Origin of the sequence: Pseudomonas kielensis (genome assembly GCF_014236655.1) — a bacterium.
Taxonomy (GTDB): domain Bacteria; phylum Pseudomonadota; class Gammaproteobacteria; order Pseudomonadales; family Pseudomonadaceae; genus Aquipseudomonas; species Aquipseudomonas kielensis.
Window position 1 is genome coordinate 107,238 of sequence record NZ_JACMYG010000012.1, and the last position, 14,872, is coordinate 122,109.

17 protein-coding genes are annotated in these 14,872 nt (G+C 63.3%); 12 read left to right on the forward strand and 5 right to left on the reverse strand.

The genetic code is table 11. From position 1 onward, the window contains the following. Positions 1–8: 8 nt before the first annotated feature. Complete coding sequence (locus H7995_RS14150; protein WP_166591795.1) at positions 9–1,208, reverse strand: methionine gamma-lyase; 1,200 nt, start codon at positions 1,206–1,208, stop codon at positions 9–11. Between the two features lie 124 nt (positions 1,209–1,332). Between H7995_RS14150 and H7995_RS14155 the strand changes: the two genes are divergently transcribed. The 3 genes from H7995_RS14155 to H7995_RS14165 all read left to right on the forward strand — a co-directional run bounded on the left by H7995_RS14155 (position 1,333) and on the right by H7995_RS14165 (position 3,051). Beyond that, positions 1,333–1,803, forward strand: coding sequence for an Lrp/AsnC family transcriptional regulator (locus tag H7995_RS14155; protein WP_166591796.1), 471 nt, complete (start codon positions 1,333–1,335; stop codon positions 1,801–1,803). A gap of 103 nt (positions 1,804–1,906) precedes the next feature. Beyond that, positions 1,907–2,299, forward strand: coding sequence for a GFA family protein (locus H7995_RS14160; protein WP_166591797.1), 393 nt, complete (start codon positions 1,907–1,909; stop codon positions 2,297–2,299). Between the two features lie 86 nt (positions 2,300–2,385). After that, positions 2,386–3,051 (forward strand): M24 family metallopeptidase, encoded by a 666-nt coding sequence (locus tag H7995_RS14165; RefSeq protein ID WP_166591798.1) that lies wholly within the window; start codon positions 2,386–2,388, stop codon positions 3,049–3,051. 7 nt (positions 3,052–3,058) lie between these two features. Here the strand turns inward: H7995_RS14165 and H7995_RS14170 are convergent, their stop codons facing one another. After that, positions 3,059–3,922 carry a LysR substrate-binding domain-containing protein gene (locus H7995_RS14170; protein WP_166591799.1) on the reverse strand — a complete coding sequence of 288 codons (864 nt, stop codon included), beginning with the start codon at positions 3,920–3,922 and terminating at the stop codon, positions 3,059–3,061. 134 nt (positions 3,923–4,056) lie between these two features. Here H7995_RS14170 and H7995_RS14175 point away from each other — a divergent pair, with 134 nt between their 5' ends. The 5 genes from H7995_RS14175 to H7995_RS14195 all read left to right on the forward strand — a co-directional run bounded on the left by H7995_RS14175 (position 4,057) and on the right by H7995_RS14195 (position 9,615). Next, entirely contained in the window at positions 4,057–5,109 is a 1,053-nt protein-coding gene (locus tag H7995_RS14175) for an agmatine deiminase family protein (RefSeq protein ID WP_166591800.1), read from the forward strand. Between the two features lie 4 nt (positions 5,110–5,113). Further along, complete coding sequence (gene aguB, locus H7995_RS14180; RefSeq protein ID WP_166591801.1) at positions 5,114–6,028, forward strand: N-carbamoylputrescine amidase; 915 nt, start codon at positions 5,114–5,116, stop codon at positions 6,026–6,028. Continuing rightward, positions 6,025–7,128 carry an extracellular solute-binding protein gene (locus H7995_RS14185; protein ID WP_166591802.1) on the forward strand — a complete coding sequence of 368 codons (1,104 nt, stop codon included), beginning with the start codon at positions 6,025–6,027 and terminating at the stop codon, positions 7,126–7,128. Before aguB ends, H7995_RS14185 begins: the two co-directional genes overlap by 4 nt. Before the next feature lie 29 nt (positions 7,129–7,157). After that, the gene (locus tag H7995_RS14190) at positions 7,158–8,276 is read left to right on the forward strand and encodes an agmatine deiminase family protein (RefSeq protein ID WP_182340670.1); all 1,119 of its coding nucleotides are present in this window, start codon (positions 7,158–7,160) and stop codon (positions 8,274–8,276) included. Positions 8,277–8,514: 238 nt separating this feature from the next. Then, complete coding sequence (locus H7995_RS14195; protein ID WP_185818515.1) at positions 8,515–9,615, forward strand: polyamine ABC transporter substrate-binding protein; 1,101 nt, start codon at positions 8,515–8,517, stop codon at positions 9,613–9,615. A gap of 341 nt (positions 9,616–9,956) precedes the next feature. Here H7995_RS14195 and H7995_RS14200 read toward each other — a convergent pair whose 3' ends face one another. After that, positions 9,957–10,778, reverse strand: coding sequence for a helix-turn-helix domain-containing protein (locus H7995_RS14200; protein WP_232534534.1), 822 nt, complete (start codon positions 10,776–10,778; stop codon positions 9,957–9,959). Positions 10,779–10,893: 115 nt separating this feature from the next. On the opposite strand from H7995_RS14200, the gene H7995_RS14205 reads away from it, so the two are divergent. The 4 genes from H7995_RS14205 to H7995_RS14220 all read left to right on the forward strand — a co-directional run bounded on the left by H7995_RS14205 (position 10,894) and on the right by H7995_RS14220 (position 13,223). Further along, positions 10,894–11,220, forward strand: a complete 327-nt coding sequence (locus tag H7995_RS14205) for a DUF2834 domain-containing protein (RefSeq protein ID WP_166591806.1) — start codon at positions 10,894–10,896, stop codon at positions 11,218–11,220. After that, positions 11,217–11,651, forward strand: a complete 435-nt coding sequence (locus H7995_RS14210; protein WP_166591807.1) for an MAPEG family protein — start codon at positions 11,217–11,219, stop codon at positions 11,649–11,651. The genes H7995_RS14205 and H7995_RS14210 overlap by 4 nt, the downstream gene beginning before the upstream one ends. Before the next feature lie 87 nt (positions 11,652–11,738). Next, entirely contained in the window at positions 11,739–12,575 is an 837-nt protein-coding gene (locus H7995_RS14215; RefSeq protein WP_166591808.1) for an AraC family ligand binding domain-containing protein, read from the forward strand. A gap of 51 nt (positions 12,576–12,626) precedes the next feature. Next, positions 12,627–13,223 (forward strand): LysE family translocator, encoded by a 597-nt coding sequence (locus H7995_RS14220; protein WP_166591809.1) that lies wholly within the window; start codon positions 12,627–12,629, stop codon positions 13,221–13,223. Between the two features lie 10 nt (positions 13,224–13,233). Here the strand turns inward: H7995_RS14220 and H7995_RS14225 are convergent, their stop codons facing one another. Beyond that, positions 13,234–13,875 (reverse strand): alanyl-tRNA editing protein, encoded by a 642-nt coding sequence (locus H7995_RS14225; RefSeq protein WP_166591810.1) that lies wholly within the window; start codon positions 13,873–13,875, stop codon positions 13,234–13,236. Between the two features lie 57 nt (positions 13,876–13,932). After that, complete coding sequence (locus H7995_RS14230; RefSeq protein WP_166591811.1) at positions 13,933–14,865, reverse strand: LysR family transcriptional regulator; 933 nt, start codon at positions 14,863–14,865, stop codon at positions 13,933–13,935. Between the last annotated feature and the right edge of the window lie 7 nt (positions 14,866–14,872).

The window sequence follows — 14,872 nt, forward strand, 5'->3', positions numbered from 1 at the left end:
GGCCTCCCTCAGGCGCAAGCGTCGAGGGCCTGGGTGACGTCGGCCAGCAGGTCGGCGATGTCCTCCAGGCCCACGGACAAACGTACCAGCCCTTCGGAAATGCCGTGTTCGGCGCGTTGCTCCGGGGAGTAGGTGGAGTGGGTCATGCTCGCCGGGTGCTGGGCCAGGGACTCGGCGTCCCCCAGGCTGACCGCGCGGCTGAACAGTTGCAGGGCGTTCATGAAGCGCCGACCGTCCACCAGGCCACCCTTGAGTTCGAAGGCGATCATGCCGCCGGGCAATTTCATCTGCCGCGAGGCCAGTTCGTGTTGGGCAAAAGACGCCAGGCCCGGGTAGGTCACCCACTCGACTGCCGGGTGTGCCTGCAAATATTCGGCGATCACCTGGGCGTTACTGCAATGACGCTCCATGCGCAGGGCCAGGGTCTTGAGTCCACGCATCAGCAGGAAGGCGTCCTGGGGCGACATCACCGCGCCGGTCAGGTCCTTGAGGCCTTGCAAGCGGATCCGGTCGGCCAGTGCCTGGCTGCTGACCACGATGCCGGCGGTGATATCGCCATGGCCGCTGAGGTACTTGGTGGCCGAGTGCACCACCACGTCCGCGCCCAGTTCCAGTGGGCGTTGCAGGTATGGCGTGCAATAGGTGTTGTCCACCACCAGGGTGACCTGCGAGTGCTGACGGGAGATCTTGGCCACGGCGGCGATGTCCACCAGTTGCATGGTCGGGTTGGCCGGTGTTTCGCAGTAGATCATTCGGGTGGCCGGGCTGATCGCTGCGCGCAACTCGTCGAGGTTGGACAGGTCGACATGCCGCACCTTGACCCCGAACTCGCCGATGCCATGGTGCAGCAGGGCGAAGGTGCAGCCATATAGGGTGCGGTCGACAATGATCTCGTCCGCCGGGCGCAGCAACGTCCAGAGGGTCGCGGCAATGGCGCCCATGCCGGAGCTGAAGGCCACTGCGGCCTCGCCGTTTTCCAGGGTCGCCATGCGCGACTCCAGCAGCGCCAGGGTCGGGTTGGAAATCCGCGTGTAGAAGTGCCCGGGCTGTTCGCCGGCAAAACAGCCGGCGCCGTATTCGGCGGTGGGGAAGGTGAAGGTGGACGTCAGGTAGATCGGCGGGATCAACGCCCCCTGGTTATCCAGCGGGTTGTAGCCGTGGTGAATCGCACGGGTAGAAAAGCCAAGTTCGTTGTTTTTATTGTTCATGGTTAACGCTCCCTGATTTCCTACAATGCTATGCTCAAATTCAACGCGATAAATTCCAAACTTGCCCGTTTATAAACGCCTGATTGGAATACAAACCCATAAAAACAAGATTAAGAGGCAAAATATGCCCGCCGGCCTGGATCGTACCGACAAAGCCCTGCTGAACGCCCTGCAAGGCAACGCCCGCCTGACCACCGCCGAACTGGCCGACCAGGTGGCCCTGACGACTTCGCCGTGCTGGCGCCGGGTGAAAATGCTCGAGGAAAGCGGGGTGATCACCGGCTACCAGGCGATCCTCTCGCCCAAGGCCCTGGGCTACGGCGTCACTGCTTTTGTCAGTGTGATGATGGAATCCCACAACCAGGAAATGGCTCGCACGTTCGAACAGCGGCTGCTGCAGATCCCGGAAATCGTCGCCTGTCACAACGTCTCCGGACGCTACGATTTCCTCTTGGAGGTGGTGGCCAAGGATCTGGAATCCTTTGGCGAATTCGCCCGCGAAGTGCTGCAGACCTTGCCGGCGGTGAAGGAGATTTATTCGAGCTTTTCGTTTAAATCGGTGAAGCCTTCGCGGGTGATTCCAGTGTTGGGGTGATGAGATCCGGCGCGCTTGTCCAGCGGCTATTGTTACCCTCGACAGGGTCGTACCGAGGTAGCACTCGGCAGCGCTGATCGATGACTGGCAGAGGAGCAGCACCATGGACCGATTTACCGGCGGTTGCCTGTGCGGCGAGGTCCGAATCGAAGCCGCAGGACTGCCCTATCGGGTTGGGCTGTGTCATTGCCTGGCGTGTCGCAAGCATCACGGCGCGCTGTTTCATGCCTCTGCGATTTTTCCCGAAACAGCGGTGACCATCACCGGTGAAACGCGTGATTACGCCGGACGGTTTTTCTGCCCGCGCTGCGGCTCCTCGGTGTTCGCCCGCAGCGCCGACGAAGTGGAAATCAACCTGGGTTCCCTGGATGCCCCAGACCAGTTGATGCCCACGTACGAAAGCTGGGTCATCCGTCGCGAGTCCTGGTTGCCGGCATTTCCCCTGTCCCACCACTACCCGCAGGACCGTGAGGGCAGCGGGCGCCTGGAAGCGTAAGGCGTCTTGGCTATGCCGTTGTTGAAGTTTTTCGCAATATATAAAAATATATAGCGATCGACGGTTTCTATCCAAGGGAATGAATGATGACAACGGCCCAGGGCAACAAAGAAGCGGTAGGTGAGCGCTATGAACTGCAATCCATGCGCCATGCGCAGCAGATGACGTGGCAGGCCATTGAGCAGATTGCCGCGGCAATCACCCCGGGCATGCGCGAGTCCGACGCGCAGGTGCTGGGCAAGCGGATCCTCGGAGAGCTGGGCATGGACCGGATCTGGCACCCACTGCTGATCCGCTTCGGCGCCAATACCCTCAAGACCTTCAAGCAGCGTTCCGAGGGCGACCCGGAACTGGGGCGTGACGACATCTTTTTCGTCGACATGGGCGTGGTCTGGCAGGGCCACGAAGGGGATGCCGGGGCCACCTTCACCACCGGCTCCGACCCACAGATGAGCGCCTGCGCTGCGGCCGCCCGCGAGCTGTTCCAGCGGGTCGAAGGGTACTGGCGCAGTGAGCGGGTCGCCGGCAGCGAGCTGTACCGTTACGCCGCCGATGAAGCCCAGCGCATGGGCTGGAAGCTCAACCTGGACATCAAGGGCCACCGGGTCAGCGATTTCCCCCACGCGATCCACCGAGGCGGTGATCTCGGCGATTTTGCCCAGTACCCCAACACCGGTCTGTGGATCCTGGAAATCCAGATCGCCCACCCGCAGCGCCCGTTTGGCGCGTTCTATGAAGACCTGTTGATCTGATCAAGGATCATTGCGGCGTTTGCAGATTGTTCACCAACCACTCGCTGAAACTGCGCGCCAGCGGGTTGTTCTCGCTGTCGCGATGGGTCAGCAGGGCCCAGTTCGGGCCCCGAATCGTCTGCTCAACCAAGGGGGTCAATGAACCATTGGCCAGGGCCTGGTGGCTCAACAACTGGCTGACCAACGCCATGCCCAATCCTGCGCAGGCAGCGTCCAGCAGCAAGCCGGGGTCGGAAAAATTCAGCCCCTGGGCCTGCTGGCCGACATCGATCCCAGCCTCCACTGCCCAATGACTCCAGTCCATTTCCCGCTCGCCGTGCAGGGTACTGCGCTGTGCGCCGGGCATCGCCAGCAGGCTCGGGTGGCATGCCGGGAACAAGCGGTCGGCGTGCAACACCTTGAAGCTGCACTCGGCCTGGGCGCTGAGGTCATCGCGCACCGCCAGGTCGATGGTCTGGCTGCTCATGTCAGGGACTTCATCGGTGCTGAAGAGCCACAGGTCGACGCCCGGGTACTGGCGACGAAAATCCCCCAGGCGCGGCAACAGCCAGTGCCGGGCGAACGCCGGCGTGGTGTTGAGCACCAGTTGGTTGGGCTTCTGGTACTGGCCCAGGCGGCGGATCCCCACGGCCAATTGTTGCAGCAGCGCCTGGGTGGTACTGAGCAGATCATGCCCGGCATCGGTCAGCGCAACGCTGCGGCCATTGCGGAAAAACAACGGTTGTTCAAGGTACGCCTCCAGGCTGCGGATCTGCTGGCTGATGGCCGACTGAGTGAGGTGCAGTTCGGTGGCGGCCTTGTGGAAACTGCCCAGCCGGGCGGCGGCTTCAAAGCCACGCAGGGTGCTGAGCGGCGGCCAGTGCTTAAGCATACTGATAAGTTCCTCTAATCACTTTTACGCAAAATCCATCGTTTGTTTGCCCGTTTTCACAGCCGTAGCATGCATGCCAAGACCTCGTAGGCCGATTTCATTGAACACAATGACTTAACTCAAAGGTACTTGTCATGCAGCACGACGAACAATTGAACGACGGTTGGTGGATGCCGGCCGAGTGGGTCCGGCACGCGGCTACCTGGATGGTGTGGCCGCACAATCAGGCACTCTGGGAGTCCGGCTGGGGCGTCACCTTGCCCCAGGTGCAAGAGGACTTTGCCCGGGTGGCCAATGCCATTGCGCGCTTCGAGCCGGTGAAGATGGTGGTCGACCCCTCGGCGCTCGCCAGTGCCAAGGCCTGGTGTGGGCCGAACATCGAGCTGATCGAACTGGCGGTCAACGACAGTTGGTGCCGTGACTCCGGCCCAAGCTTCGTCTGCCACCCGCAACAGGGTGTGGCGGGGGTGAGCTGGCGCTTTAATGCCTGGGGTGGCAAGTCGGCCCATGACTTGGACGCCAGCCTGGCGCGCCGGGCCCTCGATCACCTGGGGCTTGGGTGTTTTGGCACGCCACTGTGCAACGAAGGCGGGGCCATTCATGTCGATGGCGAGGGCACGCTGATCACCACCGAATCGGTGCTGCTCAATGCCAATCGCAACCCGGGAATGACCAAGGCCGAGATCGAGCAGGTCTTCGCCCGCCTGCTGGGCATCAAGAAGACCATCTGGTTGCCTGGCGATCCGGACGCGGTGACCGGCGACATGACCGATGGCCACGTCGATGGCGTGTGCGCGTTTGCCCGTCCCGGGGTGTTGCTGGTGGACGCGACCCACGATCGCGGCTCGGTGTACGCCGAGGTGGTGCGGGAAAACCGCCGTGCCCTGGAACTGGCCAGCGATGCCCGCGGACGCCCCTTCGAACTGATCGAACTGTATGAGGCCAGCGAGGCGGTGGATGCCAGCGCTGAAGTGTTCTGCGCCTCCTACACCAATTTCTACATCGCCAATGGCGCGATCATCATGCCGGCCTATGGCATCAGCGCAGACCAGGCGGCGGCCGAGGTGTTGGCCCGCGCGTTTGCGGGGCGCACGGTGGTGCCCGTGCGGATCAACCACCTGGCCCATGGCGGCGGCGGTGTGCATTGCATCACCCAGCAACAGCCGGCCTGGCCGGTGGAGGGTTGATGCCATGAGCCTGTTGACGATCGCTACCATCCAGATGCCCTGCAGCTGGGACCTGGCCCATAACCTCGACCAGGCCGAACAGCGGGTGCGTGAGGCCGCAGCCCAGGGGGCTCGGGTCATCCTGCTGCAGGAACTGTTTGCCACGCCTTATTTCTGTATCGAGCAACACCACCCACACCTGGCACTGGCCCAGGCGTATGACGACAGCGCGATCCTGCGGCGTTTTGCGGCGCTGGCCAGGGAGTTGGCGGTGGTGCTGCCACTGAGCTGGTTCGAGAGGGCGGGCAACGCCTACTTCAACTCCCTGAGCGTGGCGGACGCCGATGGGCGCCTGTTGGGGGTGTATCGCAAGACCCATATCCCCAACGCCATCGGCTACCAGGAGAAGGAGTACTTCAGCCCCGGCGACACCGGTTTTCGGGTCTGGGACACGGCCTACGGACGGCTCGGCGTGGGCATCTGCTGGGACCAGTGGTTTCCCGAAACCGCGCGCTGCCTGGCCTTGATGGGGGCCGAAGTGCTGTTGTTCCCGACCGCGATTGGTTCGGAGCCGGGCTGTGCCAGCCTGGACTCCCGCGACCACTGGCAGATGACCATGCGTGGCCATGCGGCGGCCAACCTGCTGCCGGTGGTGGCGGCCAATCGCATCGGTGTTGAAGTGGCAACCACCGACCCCAGCCTTGAGATGAGTTTCTATGGCTCGTCGTTCATCTGCGACCACAAGGGCCAGTTGCTGGTTGAGGCGGATCGCGACACTGCCGGCATCCTCCTGCATGACCTGGACCTCACGGCTATGGCGCAGGAACGCCTGAACTGGGGGATCTACCGCGACCGCCGGCCGGAGATGTACGGGCCGCTGTTGAGCCAGGACGGACGCCACCTCAATGCCCGCTGGCATACCTCGGGAGATTTGGCATGAGCATTTCCAATCCGCTGTTGATCGGCGTGCTGGGACTGGCGTTGAGCGTGACCCAGCCGGCACTGCACGCCGAAGAAAAAACCCTGCGGCTGTACAACTGGGCCGACTACTTTGCCGAGGACACCCTCGCGCGGTTCACCGCCGAGACCGGGATCAAGGTGATCTATGACGTCATGGAGGGCAGCGAGACACTGGAGGCCAAAATGTTGGCCGGGGGCAGCGGCTACGACCTGATCTTCCCCGGCGACACCGTGGCCGAGCGCTTGATGCGCGCCGGCAGCCTGTTGCCGCTGGACCGCGCCAGGCTCACCGCCCTGGACGACATCGAGCCGGGGTTGCAGCAGTTGCGCAGCCACTATGTGCATTCCAGCCAGGCCACGGTGCCCTACACCTGGGGCACCATCGGCCTGACCTACAATGCCGAGCAGATCAAGCAGCGTATGGCCGATGCCCCGGTCGACAGCCTGGACATGCTGTTCAAGCCGGAGCTGGCCCAGCGCTTTGCCGACTGCGGCATTTCGATCATCGATTCGCCCGACGAAGTGCTGGCGGTGGTCCTGCATTACCTGGGACGCGAACCGCGCAGTGCCAAGCCGGCGGACCTGGCGGCGGCGAGTGAGCTGCTGGGCAGGTTGCGTCCGTACATCCGCAAGTTCCAGTCGCAGCCGGTGAGCGACCTGGTCAACGGCAACCTGTGCCTGTCCCTGGGCTACAGCGGCGACATGACCCAGGCGCAACGCACCACGGACAGTGCCGGCAAGCACACTCGCTTCCAGTTCCGCGTGCCCCGCGAAGGCACCACGGTGTGGATGGACACCATGGCGATTCCGGTCGATGCCAAACACCCGGACTACGCCTATACCTTCATCAACTTCGTCATGCGCCCGGAAAACATGGCCGCCATCAGTAACGCCACCGGTTATCCCACCTCCAACGCCAAGGCGCGCGAAGGTGTCGATGGGAGCATGCGCAATAATCCGGACATCTACCTCGACGCCGCCACCTATCAGCGTCTGATTCCCGGCCAGGATATTCCCCAGGCCGATATGCGTGCGCGCATGCGCGTCTGGACCAAATTCAAGACGGCCACCGCCCAATGACAACCGCCAGCTCTTTGAGGAAACGCCTCATGTCGACCCGTCGCCAATTCATCAAGCAGGTTTCGCTGGTTGCCGGATGGGCCGCCGGGGCGTCCATGGGCCTGCTGCCGTTGTCCGCGCGGGCGGCTGCCGCGGGTCCCTGGCACATGCCGGACGAAGGTGATCGGCACCAGCGTGCTTTTATCGCCTTTGGCGCACAGGACGCCATCTGGGAGGACTTCACCGCCGACGTGCAAGCGGCCCTCGGCCGGATCGCGCGCACCATCGCCCGCTATGAGCCGCTGACCGTGTTCTGTCGCGAGCACGAACGGGACCTGGCCGAACGGCACTGCGGCACGGCCAACATCACCTATGTCGAAACCGAACTGGACGACATCTGGATGCGCGATATCAGTGCCAACTTCGTGGTTGACGGACACGGCGGGCTGGGCGCCGTGGATTTCAACTTCAACGGCTGGGGCAACAAACAGCTGCACCGCGAAGATGCACAGGTGGCCGCGCAGGTGGCCGAATTGGCCGAGGCCGATTACCTGCGCAGTGAACTGGTGGGCGAGGGGGGCGGGATCGAAGTCGATGGCCAGGGCACGGCGATCATGACCCAGAGTTGCTGGCTCAATCGCAACCGCAACCCGGACTGGAGCCTGGCCGAGGTTGAGCAAGCCCTCAAGCAGCGCCTGGGTTTGCGCAAGATCATCTGGCTGCCGGGCATCAAGGGCAAGGACATCACCGATGCCCACGTCGATTTTTATGCGCGTTTCGTCAAACCCGGCGTGGTGATTGCCAACCTCGACCAGGACCCGGCGTCCTACGACCACCCAGTGACGCTGGCCCACCTGGAGATTCTGCGCCAGGCCACCGATGCCCAGGGGCGCAAGCTGCAGGTGCACACCGTGTCGCCGCCGCTCAAGCCGCGCAACAACAGGTTCAGTCAAGACAACCCGGATTTTGCCGCCGGCTACATCAACTACTTCGTGATCAACGGCGCGGTGCTGGCGCCGCAATTTGGTGACCGGGCGGCCGATCGCCGGGCCCTCGAGTTGCTGACCAGGCTCTACCCGGACCGCGAAGTGGTGCAACTGGACATCGACGCCATCAGCGCCGGGGGAGGAGGCATCCACTGTGTGACCAGTCACCAGCCGCAGGTCTAGGTGGCGTGCTGACCCAGATGGCCATTTATTTTGGCCATTACGATCCCCTTTTGGCCAAGGTCCCCCTGTGTTCGGCGGCGGCACTGGGCAAAAATCGAAGACAGTTGGCCGATCCCGGAACGTGCACTCAAACCCTAACTAAAATCCGGATTCGCCTGCCCTTGGCTATCGTTTAACCCGCTGCCGTTTACAGAACATAAAAACCGTCGAACTAACGCCGCATTTGGGGAAACCATTCATGGTCACGATGAACCGCATTCTGGGCGCCACCTTGTGTGGGCTGACGCTGCTGGCCAGCGCCGTGCACGCCGAACAGCGCGAACTGAGGGTGTACAACTGGGCGGACTACATCCTGCCCTCCGTGCCCAAGGATTTCGCCAAGCAAAGTGGCATCAAGGTCACCTGGGACACCTTTGACACCAACGAATCCCTGGAAGCCAAGTTGCTGACCGGCAACTCGGGTTACGACCTGGTGGTGCCCTCCAACCAGTTTCTCGAGACCCAGATCAAGGCCGGGGTGTTCCAGAAACTCGACAAGTCGAAGTTGCCCAACTGGCAGCACCAGGACCCGGTACTGCTCAAGCTGCTGAACCAGAATGACCCGGGCAACCAGTACGGTGTGCCGTACATGTATGGCACGGTGCTGATTGGTTTCAACCCGGCCAAGGTCAAGGCTGCCCTGGGTGAAAATGCCCCCGTGGACAGTTGGGACCTGGTGTTCAAGCCCGAGAACATGGAGAAGTTGAAAGCCTGTGGCGTGGCGATGCTCGACTCGCCGACGGAAATCCTGCCATTGGCCCTGCACTACCTCGGGCTGGATCCCAACAGCCAGAACCCGCAAGACTACGAAAAGGCCAAGGCCCTGCTGCTCAAGGTTCGCCCCTACGTGGCCTATTTCAACTCGGCCAAGTACATGACCGACATCGCCAATGGCGATATCTGCGTGGCCATCGGTTACTCCGGCAGTTTTTATCAGTTCGGCAACCGCGCCAAGGAAGCCGGCAATGGCGTGGTGGTCGATTGGCGCCTGCCCAAGGAAGGCGCACCGATCTGGTTCGACACCTTTGCCATTCCCAAGAGCGCAAAAAACGTAGCCGAGGCCCACGAGTTTCTCAACAACCTGCTGGACCCGAAAGTCATCGCCCCCATCAGTGACTTCCTCGGTTACCCCAATGCCAACAAAGACTCGCTGGCGCTGATCAACCCTGAAATCACCGGCAACCCCAACCTGACGCCCACCAGCGAGGCGTTGAAAACCCTGTATGTGGTGCAGCCGTTGCCACAAAAGCTGGAGCGGGTGCGTACCCGGGTCTGGACCAGCATCAAGACCGACAAATAAGGCCCTTGCCCTGGAAAACTGCCACGCAAGGTGGCGGTTTGCCTGGGCAGAAGCGTGAGTGAAGTCCTGATGTTGAGCGTTCGCAGCTTTCGCAAGCCCACTCAACCTGTGTGGGAGCGAGCCTGCTCGCGATGGACGTCAACGATGACGCGCACTTGCTGGATGAACCTGTCGCTCTCAAGTTCTTCGCGAGCAAGCTCGCTCCTACAGTGAATCTGGCTGCCCACACATTTTGCGTACGGCCACCCAATCTGCGGGAGCGGGCCGGGCGGCTCACCGCTTGCCCGGGATGGCCGTACGTCACGGGGCAGGCCCAGCGAGTTAACGCTCGAGAGCCCCCCTCAACCCTCGGCGCTATCGTGCAGCGACTGCTCGTACGCTCGGGTCATGATCTGCCAGGTCTGGGCATCGGCTGGAATCAGGTGCTCGATGCGCAATGAACTCAGGGTGATGTCCTGGGGCATGCCGAAGGTGGTGAAGGTCGACAGGAAATTCAGTTCACCCTGGGCGCAGTCGATGCGGGTCAGTACCAGCGGTGGCAGTTCGGCGGTCATTGGCGGCGGGTTGGCCGGGGCGGGCAGGGTGTCCAGGAGCTGCGCCAGGGTCGGGTTGGCCATGGCCTCGCGGGTTGCGCGCTGCCAGGCCAGGCGGCGAATCTCCTCGGCGTTGCGCAAATGGTCGCCCAGCCCGCCCGGCTGCAGCAGCGTCACCAGCAGGTTGAGCTGCGTCGCCGCATCGGCCGGCAGTCCCACCAGATCAAAGAGCACCGCCGTGCTGGCGTTGGCGGCCAGCACCTCCCAGTGGCTGCCCAGCACAATCGCCGGCGCGGGGTTGTTGGCGTGCAGGACATGGCTGATGGCACCGCGCACCGCCTCCATGGGCGGTGCCGTCAGTGGTGTCGCTTCGTAGCGCGGCGCATAACCGGATGCCAGGAACACGCGGTTGCACTGCTCCAGCGGTGCTTCCAGGGCGGTCAGCAGGTTGTGCAGGGTGCCAGGGCTCGGCTGGGCGCGGCCGGTTTCGATGCAACTCAGGTGGCGCTGGGAAACCCCGGCAATCAGGGCCAGGTCGAGCTGGCTCAGCCGGGCCTGGCGGCGCAGCAGGCGCAACTGCTCGCCGGCGGTGGTCGGGGGCGTCGTGCGGGGAAAGGGTCGGATATCCATACGTTGACTCTGGCCGTGCGAAGGGGAGGCGTCCATGACCTCGGAGGTCATTGAGGGCCGGGCGACGATAGCACTAACCTGCCGTGCATCAACCGCCGATTGCAGGAAGCACCGCATGTCCCGACCCTATCTCGCCCTGGCCGCCTTGAGCGGATTTTCGCTGTACACGGCCTGGACCCTATCGATCGCCGAGCAATCGCTGCTGGCGTTCGGGCTCGGCCTGTTGTCCCGGCCGGACACCGCCCAGGTGGTGATCGACCTCTACCTGCTGGCGGTCATGGCCGGCGTCTGGATGTACCAGGATGCCCGAGCCAGGGGGCGCTCCCTGGTCTCGGTGCTGCCGTATTGGCTGCTCACCGCGATCTTCGTCTCGATCGGCCCGCTGTTGTACCTGGTGGTCAATGGCTTTTGCGCCAAACCCAGCGCCAGGGGGCAGGGATGAACAGCACGCTGCACGTCTATGCCCTGTGCGTCCTGCTGTTGTTCGGGAAGATGCTGTTCATCTCCTGCTACCAGGGTTTTTTCCGTATCCGCCACCGGGTGTTCACCAACGCTGAGGACGCGCGTTTTTTCCAGCGCCAGGCGTTACCCCAGGAACTGCCCCAGGTACAACGGGCGGCCAGGGCCTGGGCCAATGACCTGGAAAACATTCCGCTGTTCTTCGTGCTGGGCGGGTTGTGCCTGGCCCTGGACACCGATGGCCAGGTCACGGCCATGTTGTTGTGCCTGTTCACCGGCGCTCGGGTGATGCACACCCTGATGTACCTCGGCGGCTGGCAGCCCTGGCGCACGATGGCCTATGGGGTCGGGCTGGCTTGCCTGCTGGCTATGGCTGGCCTGGTCACGGCGAGGATTTTTCCGGCAGCAGGATAGGCTGCACAAATCTTCTAAACAGCGCGGTGCAAAGCGCGGTAAGTTGATCGCCCCCATTTTTTGCCCAGTGCAGGCGCCGGAGGCACCGTGGACGATCACCACTGGATCGAGCTGTCCCAGGATCCCGACACCGGGATCGAGTCGATCCGCGCCCATTTCCAGGGCCACGCCTATGACCCGCACTGGCATGACAGCTTCCTGGTGGGGATCACCGAGCAGGGCGTGCAGCAGTTCAATTGCCGGCGGGTGCGCCACCTCAGTACGCCTGGCAAGGTGTTCATGCTGGAACCGGGGGAAATCCACGATGGGCAGGCACCCACCGAGGAAGGTTTCACTTACTCCATGCTGTACTTCGATCCCGCGTGGCTGGAGCAGCAACTGCGCCTGTTGTTCGAGCATGTGCCGCAGCACAGCCAGTTGGGCTTCGCCGACACCCTGAGCCAGGACCCAGGCTTGGCGATGTGCATTGGCCAGGCGTTCCAGGCGCTGCACCAGGGCGAGTTGCGCATCGTGCGCCAGAGCGCCACCGATAACTTGTTGGCCGCGCTCACCCGGCACCTCGACTGGCGTCAGCGCCAGGCCTTTGATCCACGCCTGCCACGGGTGGCCCAGGTGGCGCGTGACTACCTGCAGGCCCACGCCTTTGAAGACATCGGCCTGGATCAGTTGGCCCAGGTCTGTGGCGTCGATCGTTTTCGCCTGAGCCGCGCTTTCAAGTCGGCGTTCGGCCTGGCGCCCCATGCCTATCTGATCCAGCTGCGCCTGGCCCGGGCGCGCCTGTGGCTGGCGCGGGGCGAAACCCCGGCGCAGGTTGCCAGCGCCCTGGGCTTTGCCGATCAGAGCCATCTGGGGCGTTGGTTCCGCCGTGCCTATCGGCTCACCCCGGCGGATTACCGCAAGCGCTGCTCAAACCTTCCAGACTGAGCCCCGTCGGCGCGCGAGCATGGCTCCCTGTCTGATCAAGGAGTCCCTGCCATGCTGTCGTTTCTGCCTTTTCTGTTGTTTTCCTTCGTGGCCTCGATCACCCCGGGGCCGCTCAATATCCTGGTGCTGAGTCATGGTTCCCGACGTGGGTTGGTTGCCACCCTGCCGATTATTTTCGGCGCCTGTGTCGCAGCGGCACTGGTGGTGTTGATCGTCGGGCTCGGGTTGGGTGAGACGCTGGGGCGGTTCCCGCGTTTACAACAGGTGATGGTCTGGGCCGGGGCGCTGTGGCTGAGCGGGTTGGCCTGGCAGATCTTTCGCAGTACGCCGCCGTCCCTGGATTCGCCCGACACGCGCGACGCCGGTATGGGCGTGCTCGGTGCCGTGGCCCTGCAGGTGATCAACCCCAAAGTCTGGATGATGGCGGTGGCGGTGGCGAGTGTGTTTGCCGGCGACGGTGAACAGGCGTCGCGGATGTTGCTGTTGTCATTGCTGTTCCTGTTGACCTGCCTGCCGTGCATGACCCTGTGGGCGTTGTTGGGCGTGGGCAGCGCCCGGGTACTGCGTTCGCCGCGGGCGTTTGTGCGGATGAATCGTGGGTTGGCGGTGTTGCTGCTGGTGTCGGCCTGGAGCGGGGTGTTCATCTAGGCCAGGGTGTCTAGAGCAACGTGATTTCGATGCGCTCCTTGCCTTTGCCGGTGTTCTTGCGTTTGAGCTTGAGGGCGCCGATTTCTCCGGTGGAGCGCGGGTGAGTGCCACCGCAGGCCATGGTCGCAAACCCCTCGACCTGCCAGTAGCGGCGCTGCGCGGCCTCATCGCTGAAGGCGGTGATGATGGGCAGGTCGGCCTTCAACAAGGCAACGACCTGGGGCTCGATCTGCGGGAACAGGGTGGCGATGCTGGTCTCGCGGGCAAAGTCGATTCGCGCCTTGTCCGCCGAGATGTGGGCACCGAGGCGGGCGATGTCCGGTTCAAGCTGGTAGACCAGTTGCAGCACCATTTCCGCGGCAAAATGCAGGCGCATCAGGCGATACCGCCGTGCCCAGTCAATGCGCAGCTCGACTTCGCTGCCCACCTGCAGGCCATGCCCGGCGGGCAGGGTGTAGACAATGTCCAGGCCGTGTTTTTCCGCCGCCAGCACCGTCAGGCCCGCGAGGGTTCCGCTGTCACTCTCCTGACCACCGGAAAAGGCAAAGAACACCGTTTGTGCCAGACGCACCGCGTCCCCCTCGACCGCAGTGACCTGGGTTTGCAGCTCGGTTCGGTAAGGGTCTTGCCAGAAGAGTTTTTGCGTTGCCATGGTCTGCCACCGTCCTTGAGTACGTTGATGGCGAAAATCATAGAAGGGTTGCCGGCGTCAGGCTTGAACGATCTTGCTCAACGTGTCGGGTTGGCCAAGCACCTGGGTACACACCTCGCGTATGCAGCCGCGCAGCCAGCGATGCGCCGGGTCGGCGTCCATTCGTGGGTGCCAGATCAGTGACAGGCCGATGGCCGGAGTGGGCAGGGGCAAGGTGAAGCTGAACAGGTCACTGCGCAAGTGCCGGGTGTGGCGCTCGGGCACCGTGGCGATCAGTTGCGAGTCGCGGGTCAACGCCAACGCGGCGGCGAACCCACTGACCAGGGTCGCGATGTTGCGCTGCAGGCCCTGGCTGTTGAAGGTTTGATCCAGCAACCCGGTGTCCAGGCCACGGCGGGAAACCAGCACGTGTTGCCCAGCCATGTAGCGGGCTACGGTGATTTGACCCTGGCTCAAGGGATGGCCGTGGCGGACCACGCCGACAAAACGATCCTCGAACAACAGGCGAGTGTGCAATTGCGGGCTGGTTCCAGGCTCGACCACGCCCGTGTCCAGGTCGACGCTACCCTCGCGCAGGGGCGTGCTGTCCTTGCTGAGCTTTTGCAGGAAATACACGCGCACGCCGGGCGCCTCTGCAGCCAGGCGCTGGATCAATGCCGGGCCGAAGTTCTCGACAAATCCGTCGCTGGTGCGCAGCGTGAAAGTGCGTACCAGATGCCCCAGGTCCAGCTGTTCGACGGGACGCAGCACGGCGGTGGCATCCTGCACCAGTTGGCGCACCTGGTCGCGCAGTTCGATGGCCCGTGGCGTCGGCACCAGGCAGCGTCCGGCCCGCACCAGCAACGGGTCGCCGGTGGTGGTACGCAAGCGTGCCAAGGCCCGGCTCATCGCCGAGGGGCTCAGGTGCAAACGCTGGGCCGCGCGCGCCACACTGCCTTCGGCGAGCAGGGCGTCCAGGGTAATCAGCAGGTTCAGATCGGGCGTCGACATTGGCCAA

What these genes read in the sequence shown, in the direction of transcription:
- H7995_RS14150 (WP_166591795.1), bottom strand. Translation starts at nt 1,208, where the DNA reads ATGAACAATAAAAACAACGAACTTGGCTTTTCTACCCGTGCGATTCAC.
- H7995_RS14155 (WP_166591796.1), top strand. Translation starts at nt 1,333, where the DNA reads ATGCCCGCCGGCCTGGATCGTACCGACAAAGCCCTGCTGAACGCCCTG.
- H7995_RS14160 (WP_166591797.1), top strand. Translation starts at nt 1,907, where the DNA reads ATGGACCGATTTACCGGCGGTTGCCTGTGCGGCGAGGTCCGAATCGAA.
- H7995_RS14165 (WP_166591798.1), top strand. Translation starts at nt 2,386, where the DNA reads ATGACAACGGCCCAGGGCAACAAAGAAGCGGTAGGTGAGCGCTATGAA.
- H7995_RS14170 (WP_166591799.1), bottom strand. Translation starts at nt 3,922, where the DNA reads ATGCTTAAGCACTGGCCGCCGCTCAGCACCCTGCGTGGCTTTGAAGCC.
- H7995_RS14175 (WP_166591800.1), top strand. Translation starts at nt 4,057, where the DNA reads ATGCAGCACGACGAACAATTGAACGACGGTTGGTGGATGCCGGCCGAG.
- aguB (WP_166591801.1), top strand. Translation starts at nt 5,114, where the DNA reads ATGAGCCTGTTGACGATCGCTACCATCCAGATGCCCTGCAGCTGGGAC.
- H7995_RS14185 (WP_166591802.1), top strand. Translation starts at nt 6,025, where the DNA reads ATGAGCATTTCCAATCCGCTGTTGATCGGCGTGCTGGGACTGGCGTTG.
- H7995_RS14190 (WP_182340670.1), top strand. Translation starts at nt 7,158, where the DNA reads ATGTCGACCCGTCGCCAATTCATCAAGCAGGTTTCGCTGGTTGCCGGA.
- H7995_RS14195 (WP_185818515.1), top strand. Translation starts at nt 8,515, where the DNA reads ATGGTCACGATGAACCGCATTCTGGGCGCCACCTTGTGTGGGCTGACG.
- H7995_RS14200 (WP_232534534.1), bottom strand. Translation starts at nt 10,778, where the DNA reads ATGGATATCCGACCCTTTCCCCGCACGACGCCCCCGACCACCGCCGGC.
- H7995_RS14205 (WP_166591806.1), top strand. Translation starts at nt 10,894, where the DNA reads ATGTCCCGACCCTATCTCGCCCTGGCCGCCTTGAGCGGATTTTCGCTG.
- H7995_RS14210 (WP_166591807.1), top strand. Translation starts at nt 11,217, where the DNA reads ATGAACAGCACGCTGCACGTCTATGCCCTGTGCGTCCTGCTGTTGTTC.
- H7995_RS14220 (WP_166591809.1), top strand. Translation starts at nt 12,627, where the DNA reads ATGCTGTCGTTTCTGCCTTTTCTGTTGTTTTCCTTCGTGGCCTCGATC.
- H7995_RS14225 (WP_166591810.1), bottom strand. Translation starts at nt 13,875, where the DNA reads ATGGCAACGCAAAAACTCTTCTGGCAAGACCCTTACCGAACCGAGCTG.
- H7995_RS14230 (WP_166591811.1), bottom strand. Translation starts at nt 14,865, where the DNA reads ATGTCGACGCCCGATCTGAACCTGCTGATTACCCTGGACGCCCTGCTC.